Source organism: Lacticaseibacillus thailandensis DSM 22698 = JCM 13996 (assembly GCF_001312865.1).
GTDB classification, from domain to species: Bacteria; Bacillota; Bacilli; order Lactobacillales; family Lactobacillaceae; genus Lacticaseibacillus; species Lacticaseibacillus thailandensis.
Genome location: NZ_BBER01000004.1, coordinates 156,785 through 180,105, shown reverse-complemented (window position 1 = coordinate 180,105; position 23,321 = coordinate 156,785). Strand labels below are relative to the sequence as shown.

General features: G+C 55.2%; 19 protein-coding genes and 8 pseudogenes. 17 read left to right on the top strand and 10 right to left on the bottom strand.

What is annotated here, in order from left to right; all coding sequences use genetic code 11:
• Positions 1 to 3 precede the first annotated feature (3 nt).
• From JCM13996_RS07365 to rlmB, 4 genes and pseudogenes are all read left to right on the top strand, one after another.
• Positions 4 to 471 (top strand): NUDIX hydrolase, encoded by a 468-nt coding sequence (locus JCM13996_RS07365; protein WP_054750674.1) that lies wholly within the window; start codon positions 4 to 6, stop codon positions 469 to 471.
• Between the two features lie 351 nt (positions 472 to 822).
• Positions 823 to 2,231, top strand: a pseudogene (gene cysS / locus JCM13996_RS07360) (cysteine--tRNA ligase).
• A complete protein-coding gene (locus tag JCM13996_RS07355; RefSeq protein ID WP_054750631.1) occupies positions 2,228 to 2,647 on the top strand; it encodes a Mini-ribonuclease 3 in 420 nt (139 codons plus the stop codon). The pseudogene cysS and the gene JCM13996_RS07355 overlap by 4 nt, the downstream one beginning before the upstream one ends.
• Positions 2,631 to 3,521 (top strand): 23S rRNA (guanosine(2251)-2'-O)-methyltransferase RlmB, encoded by an 891-nt coding sequence (gene rlmB / locus JCM13996_RS07350; RefSeq protein WP_082383872.1) that lies wholly within the window; start codon positions 2,631 to 2,633, stop codon positions 3,519 to 3,521. The genes JCM13996_RS07355 and rlmB overlap by 17 nt, the downstream gene beginning before the upstream one ends.
• A 72-nt stretch (positions 3,522 to 3,593) precedes the next feature.
• Here rlmB and JCM13996_RS07345 read toward each other — a convergent pair.
• Positions 3,594 to 4,786: pseudogene (locus JCM13996_RS07345) on the bottom strand (acetate/propionate family kinase).
• Between the two features lie 211 nt (positions 4,787 to 4,997).
• Here JCM13996_RS07345 and JCM13996_RS07340 point away from each other — a divergent pair.
• The 8 genes and pseudogenes from JCM13996_RS07340 (at position 4,998) to JCM13996_RS07310 (ending at position 11,128) form a co-directional block, all read left to right on the top strand.
• On the top strand, positions 4,998 to 5,834 hold the full coding sequence (locus tag JCM13996_RS07340; protein WP_054750630.1) for an NAD(P)H-hydrate dehydratase: 837 nt from the start codon (positions 4,998 to 5,000) through the stop codon (positions 5,832 to 5,834).
• Positions 5,835 to 5,844: 10 nt separating this feature from the next.
• Positions 5,845 to 6,363, top strand: coding sequence for a biotin transporter BioY (locus JCM13996_RS07335; RefSeq protein ID WP_054750629.1), 519 nt, complete (start codon positions 5,845 to 5,847; stop codon positions 6,361 to 6,363).
• A 157-nt stretch (positions 6,364 to 6,520) separates the two neighbouring features.
• Positions 6,521 to 7,833 (top strand): annotated as a pseudogene (locus tag JCM13996_RS07330) (NCS2 family permease).
• Positions 7,834 to 8,126: 293 nt separating this feature from the next.
• A pseudogene (locus JCM13996_RS07325) lies at positions 8,127 to 9,322 on the top strand (DUF2075 domain-containing protein).
• 192 nt (positions 9,323 to 9,514) lie between these two features.
• Positions 9,515 to 9,841 (top strand): MarR family winged helix-turn-helix transcriptional regulator, encoded by a 327-nt coding sequence (locus JCM13996_RS07320; RefSeq protein ID WP_054750628.1) that lies wholly within the window; start codon positions 9,515 to 9,517, stop codon positions 9,839 to 9,841.
• Between the two features lie 123 nt (positions 9,842 to 9,964).
• Positions 9,965 to 10,291, top strand: a pseudogene (locus JCM13996_RS11860) (alpha/beta fold hydrolase); the annotation flags it as partial.
• Positions 10,292 to 10,293: 2 nt separating this feature from the next.
• Positions 10,294 to 10,737 (top strand): alpha/beta fold hydrolase, encoded by a 444-nt coding sequence (locus JCM13996_RS11855; protein ID WP_225353533.1) that lies wholly within the window; start codon positions 10,294 to 10,296, stop codon positions 10,735 to 10,737.
• Position 10,738: 1 nt separating this feature from the next.
• Positions 10,739 to 11,128: a tautomerase family protein gene (locus JCM13996_RS07310; protein ID WP_054750627.1), complete on the top strand. Its 390-nt coding sequence runs from the start codon at positions 10,739 to 10,741 to the stop codon at positions 11,126 to 11,128.
• Between the two features lie 78 nt (positions 11,129 to 11,206).
• Here the strand turns inward: JCM13996_RS07310 and JCM13996_RS07305 are convergent.
• The 8 genes and pseudogenes from JCM13996_RS07305 to JCM13996_RS07270 form a co-directional block, all read right to left on the bottom strand.
• Positions 11,207 to 11,946: pseudogene (locus JCM13996_RS07305) on the bottom strand (amino acid ABC transporter ATP-binding protein).
• 2 nt (positions 11,947 to 11,948) lie between these two features.
• Complete coding sequence (locus JCM13996_RS07300; RefSeq protein WP_054750626.1) at positions 11,949 to 13,376, bottom strand: ABC transporter substrate-binding protein/permease; 1,428 nt, start codon at positions 13,374 to 13,376, stop codon at positions 11,949 to 11,951.
• A gap of 306 nt (positions 13,377 to 13,682) precedes the next feature.
• Positions 13,683 to 14,317 (bottom strand): annotated as a pseudogene (locus JCM13996_RS07295) (amino acid ABC transporter ATP-binding protein).
• A 104-nt stretch (positions 14,318 to 14,421) separates the two neighbouring features.
• Positions 14,422 to 15,887, bottom strand: a pseudogene (locus tag JCM13996_RS07290) (ABC transporter substrate-binding protein/permease).
• A 524-nt stretch (positions 15,888 to 16,411) separates the two neighbouring features.
• Complete coding sequence (locus JCM13996_RS07285; RefSeq protein WP_054750625.1) at positions 16,412 to 17,881, bottom strand: ABC transporter substrate-binding protein/permease; 1,470 nt, start codon at positions 17,879 to 17,881, stop codon at positions 16,412 to 16,414.
• Positions 17,882 to 18,070: 189 nt separating this feature from the next.
• Positions 18,071 to 18,343, bottom strand: a complete 273-nt coding sequence (locus JCM13996_RS07280; protein WP_054750624.1) for an MFS transporter — start codon at positions 18,341 to 18,343, stop codon at positions 18,071 to 18,073.
• A 14-nt stretch (positions 18,344 to 18,357) separates the two neighbouring features.
• Positions 18,358 to 18,645, bottom strand: a complete 288-nt coding sequence (locus tag JCM13996_RS07275; RefSeq protein WP_054750623.1) for an MFS transporter — start codon at positions 18,643 to 18,645, stop codon at positions 18,358 to 18,360.
• A gap of 83 nt (positions 18,646 to 18,728) precedes the next feature.
• Positions 18,729 to 19,259 (bottom strand): MFS transporter, encoded by a 531-nt coding sequence (locus JCM13996_RS07270; RefSeq protein WP_054750622.1) that lies wholly within the window; start codon positions 19,257 to 19,259, stop codon positions 18,729 to 18,731.
• A 213-nt stretch (positions 19,260 to 19,472) separates the two neighbouring features.
• Here JCM13996_RS07270 and JCM13996_RS07265 point away from each other — a divergent pair, with 213 nt between their 5' ends.
• The 4 genes from JCM13996_RS07265 to nusG all read left to right on the top strand — a co-directional run bounded on the left by JCM13996_RS07265 (position 19,473) and on the right by nusG (position 21,142).
• Complete coding sequence (locus JCM13996_RS07265; RefSeq protein ID WP_054750621.1) at positions 19,473 to 20,015, top strand: hypothetical protein; 543 nt, start codon at positions 19,473 to 19,475, stop codon at positions 20,013 to 20,015.
• Positions 20,016 to 20,146: 131 nt separating this feature from the next.
• The gene (gene rpmG, locus JCM13996_RS10500; RefSeq protein WP_056969875.1) at positions 20,147 to 20,296 is read left to right on the top strand and encodes a 50S ribosomal protein L33; all 150 of its coding nucleotides are present in this window, start codon (positions 20,147 to 20,149) and stop codon (positions 20,294 to 20,296) included.
• Positions 20,297 to 20,306: 10 nt separating this feature from the next.
• A complete protein-coding gene (gene secE, locus JCM13996_RS07260; RefSeq protein WP_054750620.1) occupies positions 20,307 to 20,477 on the top strand; it encodes a preprotein translocase subunit SecE in 171 nt (56 codons plus the stop codon).
• Positions 20,478 to 20,599: 122 nt separating this feature from the next.
• A complete protein-coding gene (nusG, locus tag JCM13996_RS07255) occupies positions 20,600 to 21,142 on the top strand; it encodes a transcription termination/antitermination protein NusG (RefSeq protein ID WP_054750619.1) in 543 nt (180 codons plus the stop codon).
• Between the two features lie 82 nt (positions 21,143 to 21,224).
• Here the strand turns inward: nusG and JCM13996_RS07250 are convergent, their stop codons facing one another.
• The gene (locus JCM13996_RS07250; RefSeq protein WP_054750618.1) at positions 21,225 to 21,860 is read right to left on the bottom strand and encodes an IMPACT family protein; all 636 of its coding nucleotides are present in this window, start codon (positions 21,858 to 21,860) and stop codon (positions 21,225 to 21,227) included.
• 33 nt (positions 21,861 to 21,893) lie between these two features.
• Here JCM13996_RS07250 and JCM13996_RS07245 point away from each other — a divergent pair, with 33 nt between their 5' ends.
• The gene (locus tag JCM13996_RS07245; protein ID WP_054750617.1) at positions 21,894 to 23,204 is read left to right on the top strand and encodes a helicase-related protein; all 1,311 of its coding nucleotides are present in this window, start codon (positions 21,894 to 21,896) and stop codon (positions 23,202 to 23,204) included.
• The last annotated feature ends 117 nt before the right edge of the window (positions 23,205 to 23,321 follow it).

The window sequence follows — 23,321 nt, the reverse complement described above, 5'->3', positions numbered from 1 at the left end:
GAAATGGCAGATTATATTGAGATGATTCGGAGTAAGGTTGGTCACACACCCGTTATTTTAAATACGGCGGCTGGCATTGTGTTGGATGGCCAGAACCGCGTGTTGTTGCAGGAACGCAACGGCGAGGATAGTGGTTGGTGCGTACCGGGCGGTTACCTGGAATATGGTGAGAGCTTCAAGGACGCAGTCGTGCGCGAAATGAAGGAGGACACCGGCCTGGATGTGGAAGTGATTCGGCCGCTAGGATTGTTCGACAAGTACTTTATGCAGTACCCGAACGGCGACCAGGTGCAGAACTGTGCGCGGTTATTCCTGGTCCACGTTGTGGGTGGCAGCTTTGGCGAAGCCAGCGAAAAGGAGACGAAGCGTTGCGCTTACTTCGACTTCAAGGAGCGGCCAACGACTTTCATTAAGCAAAATGAAGACATGCTTGACTTTGTGGCGACGCTGATTGCGACCCACCAGTTATAGGCAGACACCGGGTTTGTAACCCGGTTTTTGTTTGCGCTCAATGGTGATGACCGCTGATGTTCACCTGAGAGGACTATGCCGGGCACGTGGCGCAAGTAGATTCATGATGGTCGATGGACGATTATTGAGCATGGTTGTTCTTGCTGGTGACCGGCGTAACCTGGTTGGTCGGTCCGATGGCGCGAGCTCGTGCGATGGTTGGCTACCGCAGCGGTCACCGTGGAGTGCCCACCGATGTAGTACCTTGCTTTCCCGCAACGCCTTGCCCCTACCATCCACGGATACTGGCGGCAAGGCGGGAAGTCTTGTATGATGGTAGGTAGCTTGAAGCACGAAGGGAGGCGGCGGCTAATGTTGCGTTTGTACAACACACTGACCCGTCAAAAAGAGGAATTTAAACCAATCACACCCGGTGAGATTAAGATGTACGTGTGTGGGCCTACCGTCTACAACTACATTCACATTGGTAACGCACGGTCGGCCATCGCCTTTGACACGATTCGTCGCTACTTTGAGTACCGGGGGTTCAAAGTAACCTACGTGTCTAACTTCACGGATGTGGACGATAAAATCATTAATGCCGCCCACAAAACTGGCGAAGCACCGCTCGATCTAGCCCAGCGTTTTATCGATGCCTTTATGGCGGACACAAAGGCGATTGGCATCGAGCCAGCAACGGTCAATCCGCGCGCTAGCCAGATGATTCCTGATATCATCGATTTCATCCAGGTGCTCATGGATAAGGCTACGCTTACGCCAGTGACGGCGACGTCTACTTCCGCGCCCGCAAGGCGAAGAACTATGGCGCCCTAGCTAACAAGAACATCGATGAACTGGAGCAGGGCGCGAGCCAGCACGTGGATGACGTCGAGACGGCCCGCAAAGAGGACCCCATCGACTTTGCTCTCTGGAAGGGGGCCAAGCCGGGCGAAATCAGCTGGGACGCACCGTTTGGGCCAGGCCGGCCGGGGTGGCACATTGAGTGCTCCGTGATGAGCACCAAACTGTTGGGCGACACCATCGATATTCATGGTGGTGGTCAGGACCTCGAATTTCCGCACCACCAGAACGAAATCGCGCAAAGTGAAGCCAAAACGGGCAAAACGTTCGTCCACTACTGGATGCACAACGGCTTCGTGACGGTGGGTGAAGATGACCAAAAGATGAGCAAGAGCCTGGGCAACTTTGTGACCGTACACGACATCATCAAGACGGTTGACCCCATGGTACTACGCTTCTTCATGGCGACGACGCAGTACCGCAAACCGATTCGTTACACCGAAGCCAACTTGGCGGCAGCCGCCACGGACCTCGAGCACCTGCGGACAGCCCGCGCCAACCTGGAATTTCGTCAGCAGGGTGCCGCAAAGGGGACCGACCCGCAAGTAGTGACGGCGGTGGCGGACCTGAAGCAACGGTTTATTACGGCCATGGATGACGACATTAACGTTGCTAACGGTTTGGCAGTGCTTTATGAGCTGGTCAAATTGATGAACGGGTATGCTAATGCCGATACCGTGCACGCTGAGGCGGTGGCGTTGTTACTGACCACCTTTGATGACTGGATGCAGATTTTTGGTGTGCAGACGGCAACCACGGACGAACTGCTCGATGCTGACGTCGAGCAGATGATTTACGACCGGGACGCGGCGCGCGCAGCGAAGGACTTTGCGACTAGCGACCGGATTCGCGATGAACTCACGGAACGTGGCATTATTTTGGAAGATACAGCACAAGGAACGAGGTGGCGGCGCGCATGACGATGGATCCGCGACAGTTGAATGGGATTGCGTTGGCTTATATGGGTGATGCGGTATATGACGTGTACGTCCGGCAGCACCTGCTCGAACAGCGGGGGCTGACCAAGCCGGCGCAACTACAGCGGGTAGCCAAGAACTTTGTTTCTGCCAAGGCGCAAGCGGCGTTGATCGACGGGATGGAACAGCAGTCCGTTTTGAGCGACGACGAGTGGGACATGTATAAGCATGGGCGCAACGCCAAGAGCTACACGCACGCTAAAAATACCGACGTGGTGACCTACCGGATTTCGACCGGCTTTGAGGCCCTCTTTGGGTCCCTGCACCTAGCCGGACGCGAAGACCGGGTGCGTGAATTAGCTCAATGGTGTATTGATTACGTTGAACAGGGAGGCACGGGACATGGACAAATCAAGTAAGGGCCGCAATCACCGGGGAAGTCGACGTGATGATGACCGCCGTGGGGGCCGTGATAGTCGGCGCACGCCGCGCCGGGCACCGGTAGCGCCCCGTCGTGATGACGATGCCGACAGTGAGGACAACGAGTTTGTCTGGGGACGCCATGCGGTAGCTGAGGCGCTGACAAGTGGGAGCGCCGCGACCATCAACAAGCTCTTCGTGCAAAAGTCCCTCAGTAGTGACCAGATTCACAGCATCGTGGAACGGGCTAAGAAGGCCAAAATCCTCGTAAGCGAGGTACCGAAGAGTAAGCTTGACCTGTTGAGTGATAACGGGAACCACCAGGGGGTCATGCTGGCGATGCCACCATACGCGTACGCCAGCATCGATGACCTCTTTGCCAAAGCCCAGGCGGCGGAGCAGGACCCGTTCTTCCTCATCCTTGACAACTTGGAGGATCCCCGTAATCTGGGGGCCATCATGCGGACGGCGGATGCGGTCGGCGTGCACGGGATCATTATTCCCAAGCACCGGGCTGTGGGCCTGACGAGTGCGGTAGCTAAAATCAGTACCGGTGCCATCGAACACGTGCCGGTCGCGCGGGTCACAAATTTAGCGAACGCCATTAAGGCACTGAAGGACCGCGGTTTGTGGATCTTCGGTACCGCCATGGAAGGGCAGGACTTCCGGCAGTGGAACGCGACCGGGCCGATTGGGTTGGTCATCGGTAACGAAGGCAAAGGTATTTCCCCGGGCATTCAGAAGCTCATGGACGCCACGGTGTCGATCCCGATGGTGGGCCATGTGCAAAGCCTCAACGCCAGCGTGGCGGCCGGGATCCTGATGTACCAGCCTTTACGAGTCGGCAAGCAGCCCAGCAATAATTTAAGCTAATCAAAGCAGCTGGTCGCAATGAGCATAAACTCGTTGCGGCCAGCTGCTTTAGTTTATCGGACACGTTGACGCTCACTGACCCGTTGCCAGGCGGTACGTATCGCGGACAATCATCAGTTCCTCATCGGTGGGTACTAGCCACGTGCGCACCGGGGCGTCGGTGGTGCTGAGGTCGGTTTCGTTGCCGTTGTTGGTGTTGGCGTGGGGGTCGATGGTCGCGCCCAAGTAAGCAAAGTGTGCCATGATCTGGGCCCGAATGGCACTACTGTGTTCGCCGATTCCCCCGGCAAAAGCGAAGGCGTCCACGCCGTTCATTTCGGCGACGTAGGCCCCGACATACTGGACAATGCGTTGTACGTACATATCGATGGCTAGTTGGGCGCGGGGCTGCTCGGCGGCTGCGGCACTCAGAATACGCATGTCGTCGGATATTCCCGAAATGCCCTGTAGTCCCGCGGTATCGTTGAGTAGGTCCACCATCCGGTCCGCGGTGACGTTTAGTTTGCGCATCATGTAGGCTAATAGCGACGGGTCGACGTCACCACTACGTGTGGCGGAGATCAGCCCGGCTAGCGGGGTAAAACCCATCGAGGTGTCGAGTGACCGTCCGTCTTTGACAGCTGTAACGCTGGAACCGGCGCCCAGATGGAGTACAATCAAGCGTAGCTGGTCCAGTGGCGTCCCAAGAGGGTAGCCGTGCGCGCAGCGACGTACCGGACGCTGGTGCCGTGCGCGCCGTACTTGCGGGCCCCGTATTGTTGGTACCAGTTGTACGGGACACCGTAGAGGTAACTTGTGGGTGGCATGCTTTGGTGAAAGGCGCTGTCGAACACGGCCACCTGAGTCGCCCATGGTAGCACGTCGCGAAAGGTCGCGATGAAGTTTGCTTGCACTGGGTTGTGTAACGGTGCGAGGTTGCGCAGGTTGCGGATACGGAGCAGGACGTCATCATCAACCACGACCGACTGGTTGAAGTCCTCGCCGCCCGCCACGACCCGGTGCCCCACACCCACGATGTCGTGGAGATGGGAGACGAGCCCGAGTTGCTTGAGACGTAACAATAAGTCCGCCACAACGCGACGGCAATCGTCGGTTGCAGTGGTGTAAGTAAGGTCCGGTTGGTGGGGCACCTTGACGGTCACCGTGGCGTGTGAGTGGTTGATGCGGTCGATCAGACCTTGGCCCAAGAGTGATTCCGCCGGCATTGCAAAGAGACGCCACTTCAGTGTGGAACTGCCGGCGTTGATGGCAAGGTATTGGGGCATACGTACACGTCCTTTCTGTAGCAGGAGCTAGCACTTATTATTAGTAACTAAGTATCCAAGCACATTTTATAACGTGCCGGTATTTTTGCCAACCAGTAGCTGCTACTATGACCAAGATCAGTGGTGGGCGGTGTCCCTACAGGCAGTCACCGCCACAAACGGCTGCAAGTTCCGGCCAATGTGCTAGGCTGAGGCCAAGGAGGTTGAGAATATGGATGAAATGACGCGTAGCCGCGCTGCCAACGTGGTGCGGCCACGGACGACGCGGAGCCACAAAGGCATGTATGGTCGCGTGGTCATCGTGGCAGGTGACGAACACTTTGGTGGCGCGGCCATCATGAGCGCCACTGCCGCCGTGTATGCTGGTGCGGGGCTGGTGACGGTCGCGACGGCCGCGGTGAACCATGCAGCTTTGCACGCCCGGTTACCGGAGGCCATGGTCTGCACCTGGACGGACGCCATGTTGCCCCAATTGTTGGCCCAAGCTGACGTGGTAGTTGTCGGGCCCGGCCTAGGCGATAGTGCCGCCGCGCACGTGGTGTTGCAGCTCGTGCTCGACACGGTGCGTACGCCGCAGTCACTGATTGTGGACGGTTCCGCCATTGACATTATGGCAGCCGGGCACCAGCACCAGACGGGGACGGCCCAGACGGTGTGGACGCCGCACGCCATGGAGTGGCAACGGCTGAGTGGCATTGCCATCGCTAACCAGACAGTGGCGGCTAGTCAAGCCGCTGCGGCTGAATTACCGGGGGTGGTGGTGTGCAAAGGTGCACCCACGGTGACGTTAGACGGTCATGTGGCGTTCCGGAATACGAGTGGTGGTCCCGCCATGGCGACGGGTGGTTCTGGCGACACGCTGACGGGCATCATTGCCGCGTTTATCGGTCAGTTTGGCTATAGCTTGGCGGTGGTTGCAGCCGCCGTGTGGGTCCATAGCGCTGCCGCCGATATGGTGGCGCGCAGCCAGTACGTGGCTTTGCCGACCGCGGTGAGTGCCGCGTTACCCACGTTGATGGCCCAGTTGAGTCACAGCAACGCAGAATAGGGGGACGACCATGCGTATTCGGACACTCACGTACGTGGCTTTAGGCGCTGCACTGATGGCAGTTACGGCCCCGCTGACGGTGCCGCTGGGGCCAGTGCCCCTGACGTTACAAACCCTGATGGTGCCCCTGGTGGTGGGGCTACTCGATCGGCGTAGCGGTATGGGGGCCGTGCTGGTCTACATCCTAATGGGCGCAGTGGGGCTTCCGGTGTTTGCGGGTTTCACTGGTGGCCTGAGCCACCTGGTGGGCCCCACTGGCGGGTACCTGGTGGGTTTAATACTGTTCCCGCTGTTCCTTGGCGGTAGTGTGCAACAATCACGGTCAGTGATGGTGATTGGTGCCCGGAACCTGGGGGCTGGTTTGCTCCAACTATTCGTGGGTGCGGTCTGGTTACACGTCGTTGCTGGTAGTGCGCTAGGAGTGGGAATCGTACCGTTTCTCATGCCACTATTGGTGAAGGCGTTGGTGGCAACCATGGGGACCGCCATGGTCGCACCGGTACTGCGACAGACTGGCCTATTACTGTAAACAAAGGCAAACCCGAGCATGAATTAATGTTCGGGTTTTGCTGATTTCAGAAAAAGATATTGACCGTTTGCCCGGCTTGGTATACCATAAAACACGTTCGTTCGTCATTTTTACTAATCTAATTTTCGAGTGTTTGCTCGTAGTAGGAGACCTTTTTATGGATAGTATCAAGTCGTATTTTCAGTTAGACCAGCTACATACCACCGTCCGGCGTGAACTTTTGGCGGGCTTCACCACCTTCATCTCCATGGCGTACATCCTGTTCGTCAATCCGTCGGTTCTAGGCGCCTCGGGCATGGACAAAGGGGCGGTGTTTACCGCCACGGCTTTGGCTAGTGCGTTGGGGAGCATATTGATGGGCGTTTTGGCCCGTTATCCAATTGCAACGGCACCGGCTTTGGGGATCAACGCCTTTTTTTGCCTACTCCGTCTGCATCGGCATGAAGGTGCCGTGGGAGACCGCGCTGGCTGGCGTCTTTGTTGCTTCCATAATTTTTATCATCATCACGATTTTTAAGCTCCGTGAAAAGATCATTGATGCAATTCCTGGTGACCTGAAAGCCGCGATTTCTGGTGGGATTGGGCTGTTCATTGCTTTTTTTAGGTTTAAGTGATGGCGGCCTGATCACGGCCAACAAGTCGACCATCGTGGGCCTCGGTTCACTGAGCGTGGGGACAACGTGGCTAACGATCTTTGGCCTCGTGGTGACCGCTATCTTGATGGTCAAGCACGTCCCTGGTGGTATTTTCATCGGCATGGTGGCAACCGTGATTTTGGGCCTGGTCACCGGGCTCATCAACATGCCGTCCGGGCTGATTTCCGCAGCGCCGAGCTTGAAGCCCACATTCATGGTGGCCTTCCGCCACGTGGGGGATATTAACAGCCTGCAACTAGTAGTCGTGGTGCTGACCTTCCTGTTGGTGACATTCTTTGATACGGCCGGGACGTTGGTCGGCCTGGCCACGCAGGCGGGGCTGATGCGCGACAACAAGCTGCCGCGCGTGGGCAAAGCGTTGGCATCCGACTCGACGGCGATGCTGGCGGGTTCGTTGCTGGGTACGTCGCCCGTGGGGGCCTACGTGGAATCGTCCGCCGGCATCGCCGTGGGTGGCCGTTCGGGCCTGACTGCGGTGACGACGGGGGTATTGTTCCTGGTGGGGATGTTCTTCTCGCCCCTCTTGGGTGTGGTCACGACGCAGGTCACGGCACCGGCTTTGATTATTGTCGGGGTGCTGATGGCGCAGTCGTTGAAGAACATTAACTGGTTCAAGATGGAAATTGCGATTCCAGCGTTTCTGATTGTTTTAGGGATGCCGTTGTCTTACAGCATTTCGGACGGGATCGCGTTGGGGTTCATTATGTACCCAATTACGATGATTGCGGCGAAGCGCGGTAAGGAAGTTTCACCGATTATGTACATGCTTTTCTTCGTGTTTATTGGGTTTATGTGGATATTGAATGTTGGTTAGTTAGCGTAGGCGCTTGCGCTGTGCTCTCACTGACCGCGGGGGTCGGCGGAGCCTGCCCGCGAGACTGTGGTGTTGACCAGTTTGACTGCAGTCGCTCATAATCATCGCGGTCGGTGTGCTAACCTGGTGCTGCCAGCGCGTAGCCACCACTCATCCGCACCAATCAAGCTTTCCACCGTACAGGTGGGAAGCTTTTTTTGCTGGTCTTCGTTCCGCCCATATTTTTGCGTCCCCCCGGAGTTGGTGCTACGGTTGGTATTATCAACTTAACTAGGGAAAAAGGAGTTTTCACAATGCCGGACCTATCTACCGCCACTTTCATTTTGCCCGCACAAGCTCAGCTCACCAGCCAGCAGGCCGCCCTGCAGCGCCAGGTGTTGGCGTTTATTCGCCACCACCGGCGTGACGAGCAGGCGGCGGTGTTTGTGATCGAGGGCGACGCGGGTTCCGGTAAGAGCGTCGTGCTCAACGCAGTTTTTACCGCGCTCCAACAGGCGGCGCGGAGTGGGAGTGACCCGGCGTTAGCGGGTCTGGATGCGCACTTGCTGGTGAACCACAACGAGATGCTTAAAGTTTACAAAGAGGTGGCGGCCCACACGCCGCATCTGTACAAAAAGGACTTTGTGAAGCCGACGCCCTTTATTAATCGCCAGCGCAAAGTTGGCGGGCTAACCGACGTCGTCTTTGTGGACGAAGCGCACCTGTTGCTAAGTCGGCCTGACCCGTTTAATCAGTTTACGGCCAACAACCAGTTGGATGAGTTGCTCCAGCTGGCGCGGGTGCTGGTATTGGTATTTGATCCGCATCAGGTAGTGAAACTCAAAAGTCATTGGGATGTCGGTATGCTACGCCGCCACCTGCAGGGGCACACCGTTCGCCGCTTTGCCTTGAATCAACAAATGCGGGTGCAAGACAGCAGCGTGAGCGACTGGATCAACGCCCTGGTGTACCGGCAGTTGCGGCCGTTACCGCAACCACGGCATTTTGAACTACGCATTTTTGATGACGGGCAGCCGCTCTATGATTGGGTACGGGCGCGGAACCGCGCGTATGGGCTCTCCCGGCTGATTGCGACCACTGATTTTCCCTACCGGGTGCTGGATGACCGCACTTGGTATGTGGACGCGGGGACTTTGCACTTACCCTGGGACAAAATTAATTTTACCGACCGGCCGTGGGCTAGCCGCCCGGAGACCGTCGATGAAGTCGGATCGATCTACACCATCCAGGGGTTTGACCTCAATTATGCCGGGGTGATCATCGGTCCCAGCGTGGACTATGACCCGGTCAGTGACCGCATCGTGGTACAGACCGACCGCTTCGAGGACCAAGAGGCTATGCGACGCGTGGGGATCTTGACGATTTAGCCAGCGCTCGGGCGGCAATTGTATTACACACCCTCAACATCCTGTTGAAACGTGGCCGCTTAGGGTTGGGTATTTATGCCTGTCAGCCCCAGCTACGCCAACGGTTGCAAGCGTTGGCGTAATATTAGCCGCAGTATCGGTACTGACGACCCGGATTGACCGGTGGCAGCTTGGTGACATCCGCACGATTAATTGTTCAAACTTGCCAGCGGTTTTAATTAGTGGTTAAATGTGTATATACACGATGGAAAGAAGGGTTATTTACGCCACATCACTTTACCCATACTTGTGCTTACTTTACAGCGGCACGCTACATGCGGACCATTGAGCGATTAGCCGACCAGGTTTTCGCACCCACGGGGATGAAACCGGCATACGCGTACATTATGATGACGCTGGAAGATCGGCACCCGTTAACAATTATGGAAATTGCTCACCAGCTCGGTTATGAGCGTTCCAGCATTTCCCGGATGGTGCGTGCTTTGGCTAAGCGGCAGTTGGTTCAATTAACCAGTCGGGGTCGAGAGACACTAGTTGAATTAGCCGCAGGTAGTAGCGAATTTTTAACCACGGCCAATGAATGCCTGGAACAATTTGGACGGTTGACCGACCAGTACCTAGCGAGACTAAAGCGCCCATGACGGAACTATTGGAGCTGAATAACCAGAAAGTTAGGAGCAGGTTGTAATGATTAAATATCAGAGTGCCAAGTTGATGGATTGAACATCTTTTATCGGGAGGCGGGTGACACTAATCGGCCCACAATGGTGTTGTTGCACGGGTTCCCGTCATCTAGTCACATGTTTCGGGACCTAATGCCCTTATTGTCAGACCGGTTTCACTTGCTAGCCCCGGACTACCCAGGTTTTGGGCAATCAGATGCTCCGGGCCGTGATCAATTTGCCTATACGTTCGACCACCTGACTGAGGTGGTGACTGACTGGTTAGTGCAACTTCACGAAACTAAATTCTTGATGTACGTGTTTGATTACGGGGCACCAATTGGGTTCCGCATCGCAATGCAGCATCCTGACTGGATTCAGGGCATTGTTAGTCAAAACGGGAATGTCTATCAAGCGGGATTAGGTCCTAAGTGGCTGCGCGCCGGGATTTCTGGCAACACCCAACCGCTAGTAAACGGGCGCAATACCGCAATGCTTTTGCCCCCGCAACGATCCGGGGTCAATATCTCAACGGGGCACCCGCAATGGCGGTGGGTCCCGACGGTTATACTTTGGACATTGCGTACACGCGGACGGCAGGGTACGCGGAACGTCAGCTGGACTTGATTTATGATTATCAGACCAACGTACGGCTCTACCCCCGCTTTCAGGAATACATCCGGCAGCACCAACCACGGTTACTGGCGGTATGGGGGAAGAACGATGCGTCGTTTATCTATCCTGGGGCCCTGGCGTTTCGGCGTGATGCGCCACGGGCCAAGGTCGTGTTGTTAGACACAGGTCACTTTGCGCTGGAATCACATGCTGGAACCATTGCGCAGTTGATTAAGGAATACTTTACAGGAGAACAATAATATGCCATTGATGAGAATTGATATGCTCAAGGGACGTCAGCCGGAAGAAATTCAGGCCCTCTTGGATATTTCCTACCGGGTGATGCTAAAAGCGTTCGACGCCCCAGAGGGGGACCGGTACCAAATCGTCACGCAGCACGAACCTTATGAAATGCAGGTTTTGGATACGGGGTTAGGGTTTAAACGTACGGATCAAGTCGTTGTATTTAGTTTAACCACGCGTCCCCGCACGGAACCGCAGAAACAAGCCTTTTATCACGACTTGGTAGCGGCACTACACGACCAGTTGAATATGCGGCCGGAAGACGTCATGATCAATTTGACCGTGAATACCGATGCTGACTGGAGCTTTGGGCGGGGCCAGGCTCAGTTTCTGACGGGCGATTTATAAGCGTCTTGCTCAACAAAAAGGGCGTTCGTCCACCAAACAATCGGTTTGGTGGACGAACGCCCTTTGTTGCGCTGATTTTTAAGCTTCCAGCACCTGCTTCAGGAACGTCTGCAAGCGTTCGTGTTGTGGGTGCTCAAAGATTTGTTCTGGTGACCCTTGTTCAAGAATCTTCCCGTCGCCGAAGAACACGACCCGGTCAGCCACTTCCTTGGCAAAGCCCATTTCGTGGGTCACGATGACCATTGTCATCCCTTCCTTAGCCAGTTGCCGCATAACGCCGAGCACGTCGCCGACCATTTCGGGGTCTAGTGCACTGGTGGGTTCGTCAAACAGCATGATGTCCGGGTGCATGGCTAGCGCCCGCGCAATGGCAACACGTTGCTTTTGGCCCCCAGACAAGGAGTCGGGCATGGCGTCGGCCTTATCGGTCAAGCCCACCTGGTCGAGCAGTTCAATGGCTTCAGCGTTGGCCTCATCCTTGGTTTTGAGGCCTAGCTCGGTCGGGGAGAGGGTGATATTTTGCTTGACCGTCATGTTCGGGAAGAGGTTAAAGTGTTGGAACACCATCCCGATCTTTTGGCGAACCTTATCGATGCTACGCCCGGCTTGGCAATGTCCTCACCGTCAATCATGATGTCACCAGACGTCGTCGTTTCCAGGCCGTTGATCATCCGAAGTACGGTACTCTTACCAGCACCGGACGGGCCAATCAGCACGACGACCTCGTTGTCCTCGACTTTGAGGTCGACGCCCTTGATGACGTCGTTGGTACCGTAGCTCTTGTGCACGTCGCGCATTTCTACTCGTGTTTTTGTCATATCTATTTAACCCTCTTTTGGACCCAGTTGGATAACCACGTGAGCAAAGTAATGATGATCAGGTATATCAAAGCGACCATCGTCCAAATTTTGAACCCTTCCATGTTCCGGGCAATAATGATCTTGCCGGTTTGGGTGAGTTCCAGCAACCCCAGGACGGAAAGAATCGACGTGTCCTTGAGGGTAATTATAAACTGGTTGATGAATGATGGAATCATAATCTTGATGCCTTGTGGAAGAATGACGCGCCGCATGGACTTAGACCACGGCAGGCCCAGGCTACGGGCGGCTTCCATTTGCCCACCATCTACCGCCTGGATCCCACCCTTCACGAACGCGGCGGTATACGCACCTTCGTTGAGCGTCAGGGTGACCACCCCGGCAATTAGGGCGGGAATCTTGGCACCAATCAGCGACGGAATCCCGGTGTAAATAAAGAGGGCCAATACCATCAGCGGTAAGCCGCGGAAGATGTAGATGAACGTGGTGGCTACCCCCTGGGCGAACTTATTGGGGATGACCCCGATGAGGCCGAAGACGATCCCGATGACGGTCGCAAAGACGATCCCCAACACCGTCAGTTCCAGTGTTTTACCAAGCCCACCCATCAACGTATTCCAGTTAGACTGCAGTAAGCCGATGAAGGTGTGGTTGTTATCATTAGTTTTGGCGGCAGTTTTGGCCTGTGACTTTTGCGAACCGTTGCCGAGGTACTTACGGATGATCTTAGCGTAGGTCCCGTTGGCCTTAATTTTCTTCAGGCCAGCATTGACCTTGGGTAGCAGGTCGTGCGCGTGTTTCTGCGCAATGGCGATGCCGTAGTAACCGGACTTGGCGGGTTTCGTGACGATTTTGAGCTTTAAGCCAGTGGCAATACCGTACTGCATGACCGGTTCATCTTCAAAGCAGGCAGCGGAATTGCCGGTGATAACGTCTTGGTACATGTTGTTCGAGTCGTCGAAGGTCACCACTTTGAGGTGGTACTTGTCCTTGATGCTGTTGACGTAATCGGCGGCGCTGGTCCCGGTTTTCACGGCGACCCGCTGCCCGCGTAGTGAGTTCAGGCTGTGGTATTTACTCCCGGTTTTAACTGCGCCGACCACCCCAGACTTGTAGTAGGGGTTGCTCATCGCGAACTTGGCCTTGCGTTCGGGGGTAATGCTCATCCCGGCAATCACACCATCAATCTGGTTTGCTTCCAACGACTGCACGGCAGCATTAAAGCCTAGTGGTTTAATATTGACCTTGAAGCCCTCCGCTTTGGCAATCGCGTTCATGATGTCAATATCAATACCAACGTACTTATTGTGCTTGTTGGCATATTCGAATGGTGGAAAGGTGACGTCAGTACCAATCGTGTACGTTTGCTCCGCAGCGTTGACCGGCGTCGACCGGGGCGCGTTCCAAGCAAGGAACAGCGCGGCCGCCATGGCGAGGAACGGCCAAAACCATTTTTTTCTTCATGTGGAGGTAACACCCTTTCTGGTTGGTGCCATGTGGTAGCTTTGGTACCACACCTACAGCTAAAGTTACATCAATGTTTCCAGTCTAACGAACCCAAGGGGTGTAAGTCTATGGTTTTTGTTAGGTATTATGACCTAAACCAGTCAATTAATTCATGTTGGCGGGGTACGGACGGGGTAAAACCCACTCATAATGGTACCTAACTAGACCAATAGGGCCGTAGCGTGCGCACACTACGGCCCTATTGGTGATGGTGGTTGCCGTGATTGTAATTATGCTTCCAGTACTTGCTTGAGGAAGGTTTGCAACCGGTTGTGACTGGGATGGTTAAAGATTTGGTCCGGCGTACCTTGTTCCAGGATCTGACCATCACCAAAGAAGACGACCCGGTCAGCTACTTCCTTCGCAAACCCCATTTCGTGGGTGACGATGACCATGGTCATGCCTTCTTTGGCCAGTCGCCGCATGACCCCGAGAACGTCCCCAACCATTTCGGGGTCCAGCGCACTGGTAGGTTCGTCGAACAACATCGTATCGGGGTGCATGGCCAGCGCCCGCGCGATGGCGACTCGCTGCTTTTGGCCCCCGGATAACTGGGCCGGCATGGCGTCGATTTTATCCGTTAAGCGACGATCTCTAGCATGTCCTTGGCCTCTTTTTCGGCTTGCGCTTTAGTTTTGAGCCCCAGTTCGATGGGAGCGAGTGTGATGTTTTGCAGGACGGACATGTTAGGGAAGAGGTTGAAGTGTTGGAATACCATCCCGATGTTCTGGCGGACTTTGTTCATATCTACACCGCTATGCGCGATGTTTTCGCCGTCGACGATGACGTCCCCGCTGGTGGTAGTTTCTAGACCGTTGATCATCCGCAGGACCGTACTCTTACCGGCACCAGACGGTCCAATCATGACGACCACCTCGTTGTCCTTGACGGTCAGGTCCACACCCTTAATGACCTCATTGTCGCCGTAACGCTTGTGGACGTTCTTTAGTTGTACTCGTGTTGTTGTCATTATGCGTGCACCTTCTTTTGTACCCAATTAGATAGCCATGTCAGCAAAGTAATAATGATGACGTAAATCAGAGCGACCATGGTCCAAATCTTGAAGCCTTCCATGTTCCGCGCCACAATGATCTTCCCAGTCTGGGTTAATTCGAGTAGCCCAATAACGGACAAGATGGAAGTATCCTTCAACGTGATGATGAACTGGTTAATGAATGACGGAATCATAATGCGAATACCCTGGGGGAGCACGACGCGCTTCATGGTTTTACCCCAGGTGAGCCCGAGGCTACGGGCGGCTTCCATTTGGCCGACATCAACGGCTTTGATCCCACCCTTGACGAACGCGGCGGTATAGGCCCCTTCGTTCAGGGTTAGGGTAATGATCCCGGCGATGAAGGCGGGGACCTTGGTGCCAATCAACGTTGGCACGCCGGTGTAAATAAACAGGGCGAGCACCATGAGTGGCAGGCCACGGAAAATGTAAATGAAGGTGTTGGCCACACCCCGGGCAAAGGCGTTGGGGAGCACGCCGAGCAGGCCCATCAGGATCCCGACGACGGTGGCGCAGACGATCCCGACGACGGTCAGCTCCATGGTTTTACCTAAGCCACTGGTCAACGTGCCTGCGTTGGCCTTGAGGAGACCGAAGAAACTCCGGTCGGACTCAGTTTGCGTCGCGGTACGTCTGGCCTGTGATTTCTGTGAACCGTTCCCCACGTACTTGGCAACGATCTTGGCGTACTGGCCGTTAGCTTGAGGGCCTTCAGACCAGCGTTGACTTTCTTGACTAATGCACCCTCTGACTTTTGGAAAGCGAAGCCGTACGTTCCGGCATCGGGTTCCTTGAAGTCCTTGGCGAGGTGCAATTTAATACCATTGGCGATGGCGTACTGGAGAACGGGCTTATCTTCAAAACAAGCGACGGTGTTGCCAGTTAGCACGTCTTGGTACATGTTGTCATCGGAATCAAAGGTGACGACTCGAAAGCCATACTTTTTCTTCATGCTGTTCGCATAGTCAGCGGCGGTGGTCCCGGTCTTAACCGCGACCTTTTTACCGCGCAAGTCCTTGAGATCCTTAATGTGCTGATCCTTAACGGCCATGTACGTACCTGACTTGTAGTATGGGTGACTAAACAGGAAGGTTTTCTGACGTTCGGGGGTGATGCTCATCCCGGCAGCCACGCCGTCGATCTGTTTGGCTTGGAGTGCCTGGACGGCCCCATCAAAGCCCAGTTGCTTCCACTGGATCTTGAAGCCTTCCTTTTTGGCAATGGCATCCAGTAAGTCAATGTCAATGCCGACCGACTGGTTCTTTTTGTTGGTAAAGGCAAACGGCGAAAAGGTCGTGTCCGTACCAATCGTGTATGTTTGTTCGGCGGCATGCACCGATTGTTCTTGTTGTGGCACCCACCATGCAACTACGCACGCGACGAGTGCGGCGAGGAGCCACACAAACTTATTTTGCTTCATTCCCGTACACCACTTTCCTTAAAGGATGTGTCTAGCTTAGTGGATGGAACCGGGCAAAGTCTAGGAAACTTGTCAGCTAAGCTCACATAGCTCTGAGAAAATTTAACATTTTTGCCATCGTTTACTAATCAACGGTTAGTGATTGTTAGGTGTGGTCGTGATGGGATAGCAAACATTACGATGGGGTAGCAAACATTACTGAGTAGGCGAATAGCCCCACCAAGCCCGAGCGGACATGATGAGGCTATGCACTAATACTATGGTTGCTGGGCAGCGTACTCCGTTCAGTGTTTTAGTCGAGCTACGTACGCTAGCAACCGCCGTATAAACAATCCCCAACAAGAATCCAAGGGCGGGATTCTCGTCGGGGACAGCTTATGCTATGGTTGCTGGGCAGCGTACTACGCTCTGTATTTTAGTCGAGCTACGTACGCTAGCAACCGCCGTATAAACAATCCCCAACAAGAATCCAAGGGCGGGATTCTCGTCGGGGACAGCTTATACTATGGTTGCTGGGCAGCGTACTACGCTCTGTATTTCTTTTGTACCCAGTTCGATATCCACGTCAGGACCGTAATGATGACCAAGTAAATCAGTGCGACCATCGTCCAAATCTTAAAGCCCTCCATGTTGCGGGCAATGATTATCTTCCCCATCTGGGTCAATTCGAGTAATCCCAGCACGGACAAAATCGACGTATCCTTTAACGTGATGATGAACTGGTTGACGAACGACGGGATCATGATGCGGATCCCTTGCGGCATGATGACCCGGCGCATGGCTTTGCCCCACGGTAGCCCCAAACTACGCGCGGCTTCCATCTGCCCGGCGTCGACGGCCTGCATACCGCCCTTCACAAAGGCGGCCGTGTAGGCCCCTTCATTCAGTGTCAAGGTGACGACCCCAGCAATAAACGCCGGAATCTTCGTGCCAATCAAACTCGGAATCCCCGTGTAGATGAAGAGGGCCAACACCATCAACGGCAAACCACGGAAGATGTAAATGAAGACGTTCGCCGCTCCTTGTGCCCACGGGTTGGGGATGACGCCAACAAGCCCAATGAGGATGCCAATAATGGTGGCACCAATAATACCAACCAGTGTCAGTTCGATCGTCTTACCCAGGCCGCCCATTAGTGTACCCCAGTTGGATTTGAGCAAGCCCATAAATGAATTATTACTGTCCTGGCTTTGCTTGTTCTTTTTGGCCTGTGACTTCGTAGTACCGTTACCAACGTACTTGTTGATGATTTGGTCATACTTACCGTTAGCTTTGAGTTTCTTCAAACCCTGGTTGATTTTGACCAGTAGCTTGTGCTGTTGTGACTTTGGTAAGGCGATACCGTAACCGCCAGTTTGGGCGGGCTTGCTAATGATATGTAGTTTAACGCCCGTTGCCATGGCGTACTGAATAACGGGTTTGTCATCCACGCACGCTGCGGAGTTACCCGTCGTCACGTCCTGGTACATGTTGTCAGAGTCGTCAAAGGTGACAGTGTTAAAGCCGTACTTTTTCTTCACACTGTTGGCATAGTCCGCCGCAGCGGTCCCGGTCTTGATGGCGACCCGCTTACCGCGCAAGTCCTTCATACTTTTGATGTTGCTCCCAGACTTGCTGGCAAAGACGATGCCGGATGGGTAGTAGGAGTCACTCATCGCAAACTTGGCTTTACGTTCCGGCGTGATGTTCATGCCGGCGATGACCCCGTCGATTTGGCCCGCTTCAAGCGATTGGACGGCGGTGTTAAAGCCCAGCTCCTTGACTTTGACCTTAAATCCTTCCTCCTTGGCGATGGCCCGGATCAGGTCAATATCGATGCCGACGTACACGTTGTGCTTGTTGGCGAATTCAAATGGTGGGTAGGTCACGTCCGTACCAAAGGTGTAAGTCTTGGTGGCAGCATTAACGGTTTGCGGCTGATTATTAGGGGCGGTCCAAACCGTTACCACTAGACACAACGCGGCCAACCAGGCCCAGAACCATTTTCTGCTCATAAAAATAGCACCACTTTCTCAAAATTTACTAATTGGGTTAAGCTTACTTTTTCAGCACGGCTCTGTCTACGCTTTGGGTTAGGTTTACTAACAAGAAAACGTTTACTACGCAACGAATGGTTGTCAGCGTGTTCACAGGGCGACTGCCAGCCACAAAAAAAGGTGGGCGCCTGGGCCCCCACCTAGTGGTTATTCGTTGGTTTCATTCGGGAAAATAGTGCGGTGCGTGGTGGTGATGACGCCGCAGACACCAAGAATTGCGGCAATTACGGCCGCCAGCAGAAGGACGGCCACCCGCGAGGGGATGAGGCCGAACACCAGGGGACCGACCGCACCGAGTAGGTACCCCAGGGACTGGGACATACCCGAAAGTCGGGCGGTATCGACGGCGGAGACGGCCTTCTTTTGGAACAAGATGATGGCCAGATTGAACGCTGCACCACTACCAAAGCCAGCAATCACGGCGCAAAGGCAGTTCAGGCAAAGTTGGTGCCAAACACCAGCATGCCCAAGACGCCGAACAGGTAACCACCGGCACTAATGGCAACCACGATGGCCTCACCATGCCGCCGGTAAGCTAGGGTGGGGACCAGAATTGAGAACGGTAACCCGGCAAACTGGAAGACCGTGGTCAGCGTGGTGGCTGCCACTTGGCTGAAGCCGGCTGTGGCCCACAATGACGGTAGCCACGTTAATAGGGAATAATAGAGCAGCGACTGCAGGCCAAACACCAGCATGATGGCCCACGACAGGGGTGCACTCATGATGGGGCGCCGGGGCCGCACTACTTTGCCGGTTGCCAGCGTTTGGGGGTGTCCGAACAGGGGAATACACAGGAACCAGAAGATCAGGCCACGATACTGACGAGTGACAGGAGCGCCATGGTGGCACGGCTGCCCATGTGTAGTGACATCACACCGGCAAAGGCGGTAGCTAGCGATGCCACAATACTCATGGTGGTGCTGTACACCGCGGTCAGCGGGCCGATGCGGTCCGGAAATTTTTCCTTGATGAGTGCTGGTAGTAACACGTTGCCCCCGGCAATGCCGATGCCGACCAGGGCGGTCCCGAGGAGGAGCGCCCACGCCCCCGTGATAATGCGTAGGTAACTTCCCACCACCAGAATGGCCATAGTTAATAGCAGGGTTTGGCCGTTACCCCGGCGAATGCCTAGTTGTGCCACCACGGGTGAGATGACCGCAAACATGAGCAGGGGGATGGTGGTTAGCAGTCCGGCTAGACTGGTCGGCAACCCCGCGGCCCGGCGCACGCTGTCAAGCATGGGCGGCATCATGGTGATAGGCAGACGGAGGTTGGCGCCGATTAGGAGAATCCCAGTGGTAAGCATGATGATGGCACGACGAGTTGGTCTGGACATGATAGCGCCTCCTGCAAGTTAGTATCTTCAGATTACCACAAGGTGTGTGGTCCATTAGCACTTTTTGTTAGTGTGCGATGCAGTCTTCGTTATCAAAGTGGTAGCTTAGTGCTGCTGGCAACCGGCTACTGGCGGAACACTTTGTTTTTCAATTGGGCAATGTTCACGGTGCCCGTTACGGTTGGGCCATCACTTGTTTTGGGGGAATAAGTCATGGATGAACGAGAATTGGTGGAACTGCAGGCGGCGGTCAATGATGACCGATTATTGGAACGTAACTTTATGCGGTATATCCGGATTCCGCGGCGGTTGATGGCAATGTATAATATTCGCGGGTTCGACCGGGCGGACTGGTATCAGGAAGCGCGCATTGCGCACTTCAAGGCGGTGCAACAATTTAATGGTGCTGGGGGCTCACAATTCGGTTGCTACTACCGGTTGATTTTATCGTCGCACTTCTACTCGTTGATGCGGCGGGCGATGGCGCAAAAACGGATCGGCGACCTCTATACGCAGCCGCAGGCCTTGCTCGGTGAAGACGATGAGTGGGGGTGCAGTGCGTACGGTGCGCGCTCACGGTCCATCGAGTCAGAGTGCATTATTCGGGCGGACATCGAGCATTTATGGTCGCGGCTTAGTGCCACGGAGGCGGAAGCTTTGCGGCTGACGTTGTCGGGCCGACCGAACGATTCGCGGCGCCACCGTCAGGCGATGGGGCGGGTGCGCGTTAAGATCAAGGCATTTCTGTATGCTTGACCCAGATATTGCTGGGTTGTGATAACTAGACGGACGGGGGTGCTGGCGGCCAACTGCGCGCGCCGACCTAGCTTGCACTGCTCGCAGCAATCATGGTAAAATATTGAAGATATTATTAGAGGAGGTGCGCTATGAGTGTTCGTAAGGTAGCAATGGCATGTAGCGTGTGCGGGCACCGGAATTACTTTATTCCGGAAAAGAAGGAGCGCACCGAGCGCTTGACGTTAAACAAGTTTTGCAAGTATTGTGGCAAGGTAACACCGCATCAGGAAACACGGTAAGGAGACAGTTATGAACTTCATTAAGGGTGTATTTCACGAAATGAAAATGACCACTTGGCCAACATGGAAGGAAAACCGGCGCGATACCACTACGGTCATCGTGACGTCGATCCTGTTTGCCGTCTACTTTGCTTTGTGCGACTGGGCTATTACGGCAATTCTGGAAAAGTTTGTTTTCTAGCTGAGCCTGGGGGACAACTTCGTGACAACGTACTGAAAATTTGTTATCATGAAAGCAACTTAAAACCAACACCCACGGGTGGCGGTTTTTTTTATTTGGTCACGATTGAAAGGAAGACAATCATGGAATCATCCTCAAAGCAATGGTACGTGTTACATACGTACGCTGGTTACGAAAATAAGGTTAAGACGAACTTGGAATCACGTGCTGCTTCAATGAACATGGAAGACTACATTTTCCGGGTAATTGTGCCGGAAGAAGAACAGCACAAGATCAAGGACGGCAAGGACAAGGTGGAGGTCGAAAAGACTTTTCCGGGTTACGTATTGGTTGAAATGGTCATGACCGACGAATCCTGGTTTGTGGCTCGGAACACGCCTGGTGTAACTGGTTTTGTTGGTAGTCATGGTGGTGGGAGCAAACCCGCACCACTGATGCCCGACGAAGTGGAAAAGATCCTGCGTGAGATCGGTATGAGCACGCGCACCGTGGACGTCGACTTTGAAGTGGGCGAAAAGGTTAAGATCGTTGATGGTGCGTTCTCCGGCATGGCCGGGACCGTCACTGAGGTCGACAAGGAGCACTACAAGCTGCACGTGAACATCGAAATGTTCGGTCGGGAAACGGCGGCTGAACTTGACTTTGCGCAGGCGGATAAATTCTAAGTGTCTTAAGTACAAATAAATAGTGGTACGTTGTGCACCCGCCGGCTGGGCGTTGCATGACGTACCGCTTTTTTTTGCATTGTTACCTGACGGGCACCGGGACTTCAACGATGCGTTCAGCGCCCGTAACAATGTGCGCCCGCCCGTTCGTTTGGTCCGTAATCTGGGCGCGCACGTCGTCAACATCGGGGGTTGGCACGTAGATGGTCGTGGTCACGTCCGCGAGAAAACTCGGGTGCTCCTCGGGCCAACCCTGGGCGGCCAAAAAGGCGGTCAGGGGCTGGTAGTTCGCGTAATCGACCGTGATGTTGAGTGCCTGCCGTGGTTCCAGGGCCACGATGCCCAACGCCTGGATGGTCGCGGTGACCGCCTGCGTGTACGCACGAATAAGGCCGGATGCCCCCAGCTTGATGCCACCAAAGTAGCGGGTGGTCACGGCCGCCGTATCCGTCAACTCATGCACTTGTAAGCCCCGCAAAGTGGGGGCGCCAGCCGTGCCGGAAGGCTCGCCGTCGTCGCTAGCCCGCTCAATTAGGGGTGCGGTGCCGAAGCGGGCGGCGCCCACGTTGTGGTTGGCCTTTTTGTTGGCGGCACGTACTGTCGCCCAGAAGTCGTTAAATTCTTCCTGGGTATGGACGCGCTGAATGGTGGTAATGAACCGCGATTTTTTGATCACGATTTCGTGTTGGCCGCTAGTGGCAATAGTTTTGACCGTCAAGTTAGCGAAATCTCCCTTCGAGGTGATGTGGTGATGGATACCAGTAATGTTTGGCCGGCGCTAGCAGGACAACAGTTGACTGCACGGGAAGCGCAGCACGCCGGCGTACCTGCGCATATTTTAGCACAGATTCTGAGTGTCCCCGCGGTGGCGCGGGGCAAGTATGGTTGGCACTGTGCACGGTGCCAAGGATGGGTGGCCTCCAATGTGGGGACGTTACCGGCCCAGTGGGGCTATTGCCCGGAATGTATCGTGTTGGGACGGTTGACGAGCACAGACCAATTGTACCGGTTTCCCAACCAGCCATTACCGCCCCAGCCAGACTTACGCATGTCCTGGTCAGGGCAGCTCACTGCGCAACAGACACGGGTCGCTGGCGAGCTCATTACGGCGTTCGATGCGGGCGAGCGGCGCCTCTTGTGGGCGGTCACGGGTGCGGGCAAGACCGAAATGTTGTTTCCGGTGATCGAACACGCCCTGCGTCAGGGCGGCCGGGTCGCCATCGTCTCCCCACGGGTGGACGTGATTCTTGAACTGGCGCCGCGGTTGCAGCGGGCGTTCACGACGGTGGAGCAGGCGGTGCGGTATGGTGGCACTGGTCCCGCGTCGTCGGTGCCATTGTTGCTGGCGACGACGCACCAATTATTGCGGTACTATGCCGCCTTTGCCCTGGTTGTAGTGGACGAGGTCGATGCGTTTCCGTTCACAACTGAGCCCATGTTGGCGCGGGCGGTGAACCAAGCAGCGTGTGGAACGGTGCTGTACCTAACGGCGACGCCCGGTCCGGATTTGTTACGCCAGGTGCGCCGGCACCAACTGGCAGTCAGCTACCTACCGCGGCGGTTCCACGGGGCGCCACTGCCGGAGCCGGATGTGGTCCTAGCGCGGGGTGGTGGCCTGAGCCTGCCGCGCCGTTTGTTGCAGCAACTCAGGATGGTAATGACGACGGAGCAATCGCAGGTCATGATCTTTGTGCCAGCCATCCGGCAGTTGCGCCAGGTGCAGGCTACCCTAGCCAAACAGGGCATTGTGGCGGCGACGGTTTACGCCGGTGATCCGGCGCGGGCGGAGAAGGTCAAAGCGTTTCGGGACGGCCACCCGCGGGTCTTAGTGACGACGACCATTCTGGAACGCGGGGTGACCATCTACAATTGTGCGGTCATGGTGTTACAGGCCGATGCACCCCTTTTTGGGGTCTCGGCGTTGGTCCAGATGGCCGGTCGTGCGGGGCGTGACCGGGAACATGCAGATAACCCGGTTTGGTTTGTGTGCGCCCACTATACACTCAGCATTCGGCGGGCGTGCCGGCAGATTCGGCAGCTCAACGCGCGGGGGGAGTCTTGATGGAGTGCTGTCTGTGCCACCGACCGTTGACTCAGAGCTGGCGGTTAGCCGCGCTGATGGCCAGTGCCCCACTTGTCCCACCGGACTTATGCGGTGAGTGCCGCCGTGACTTTGACC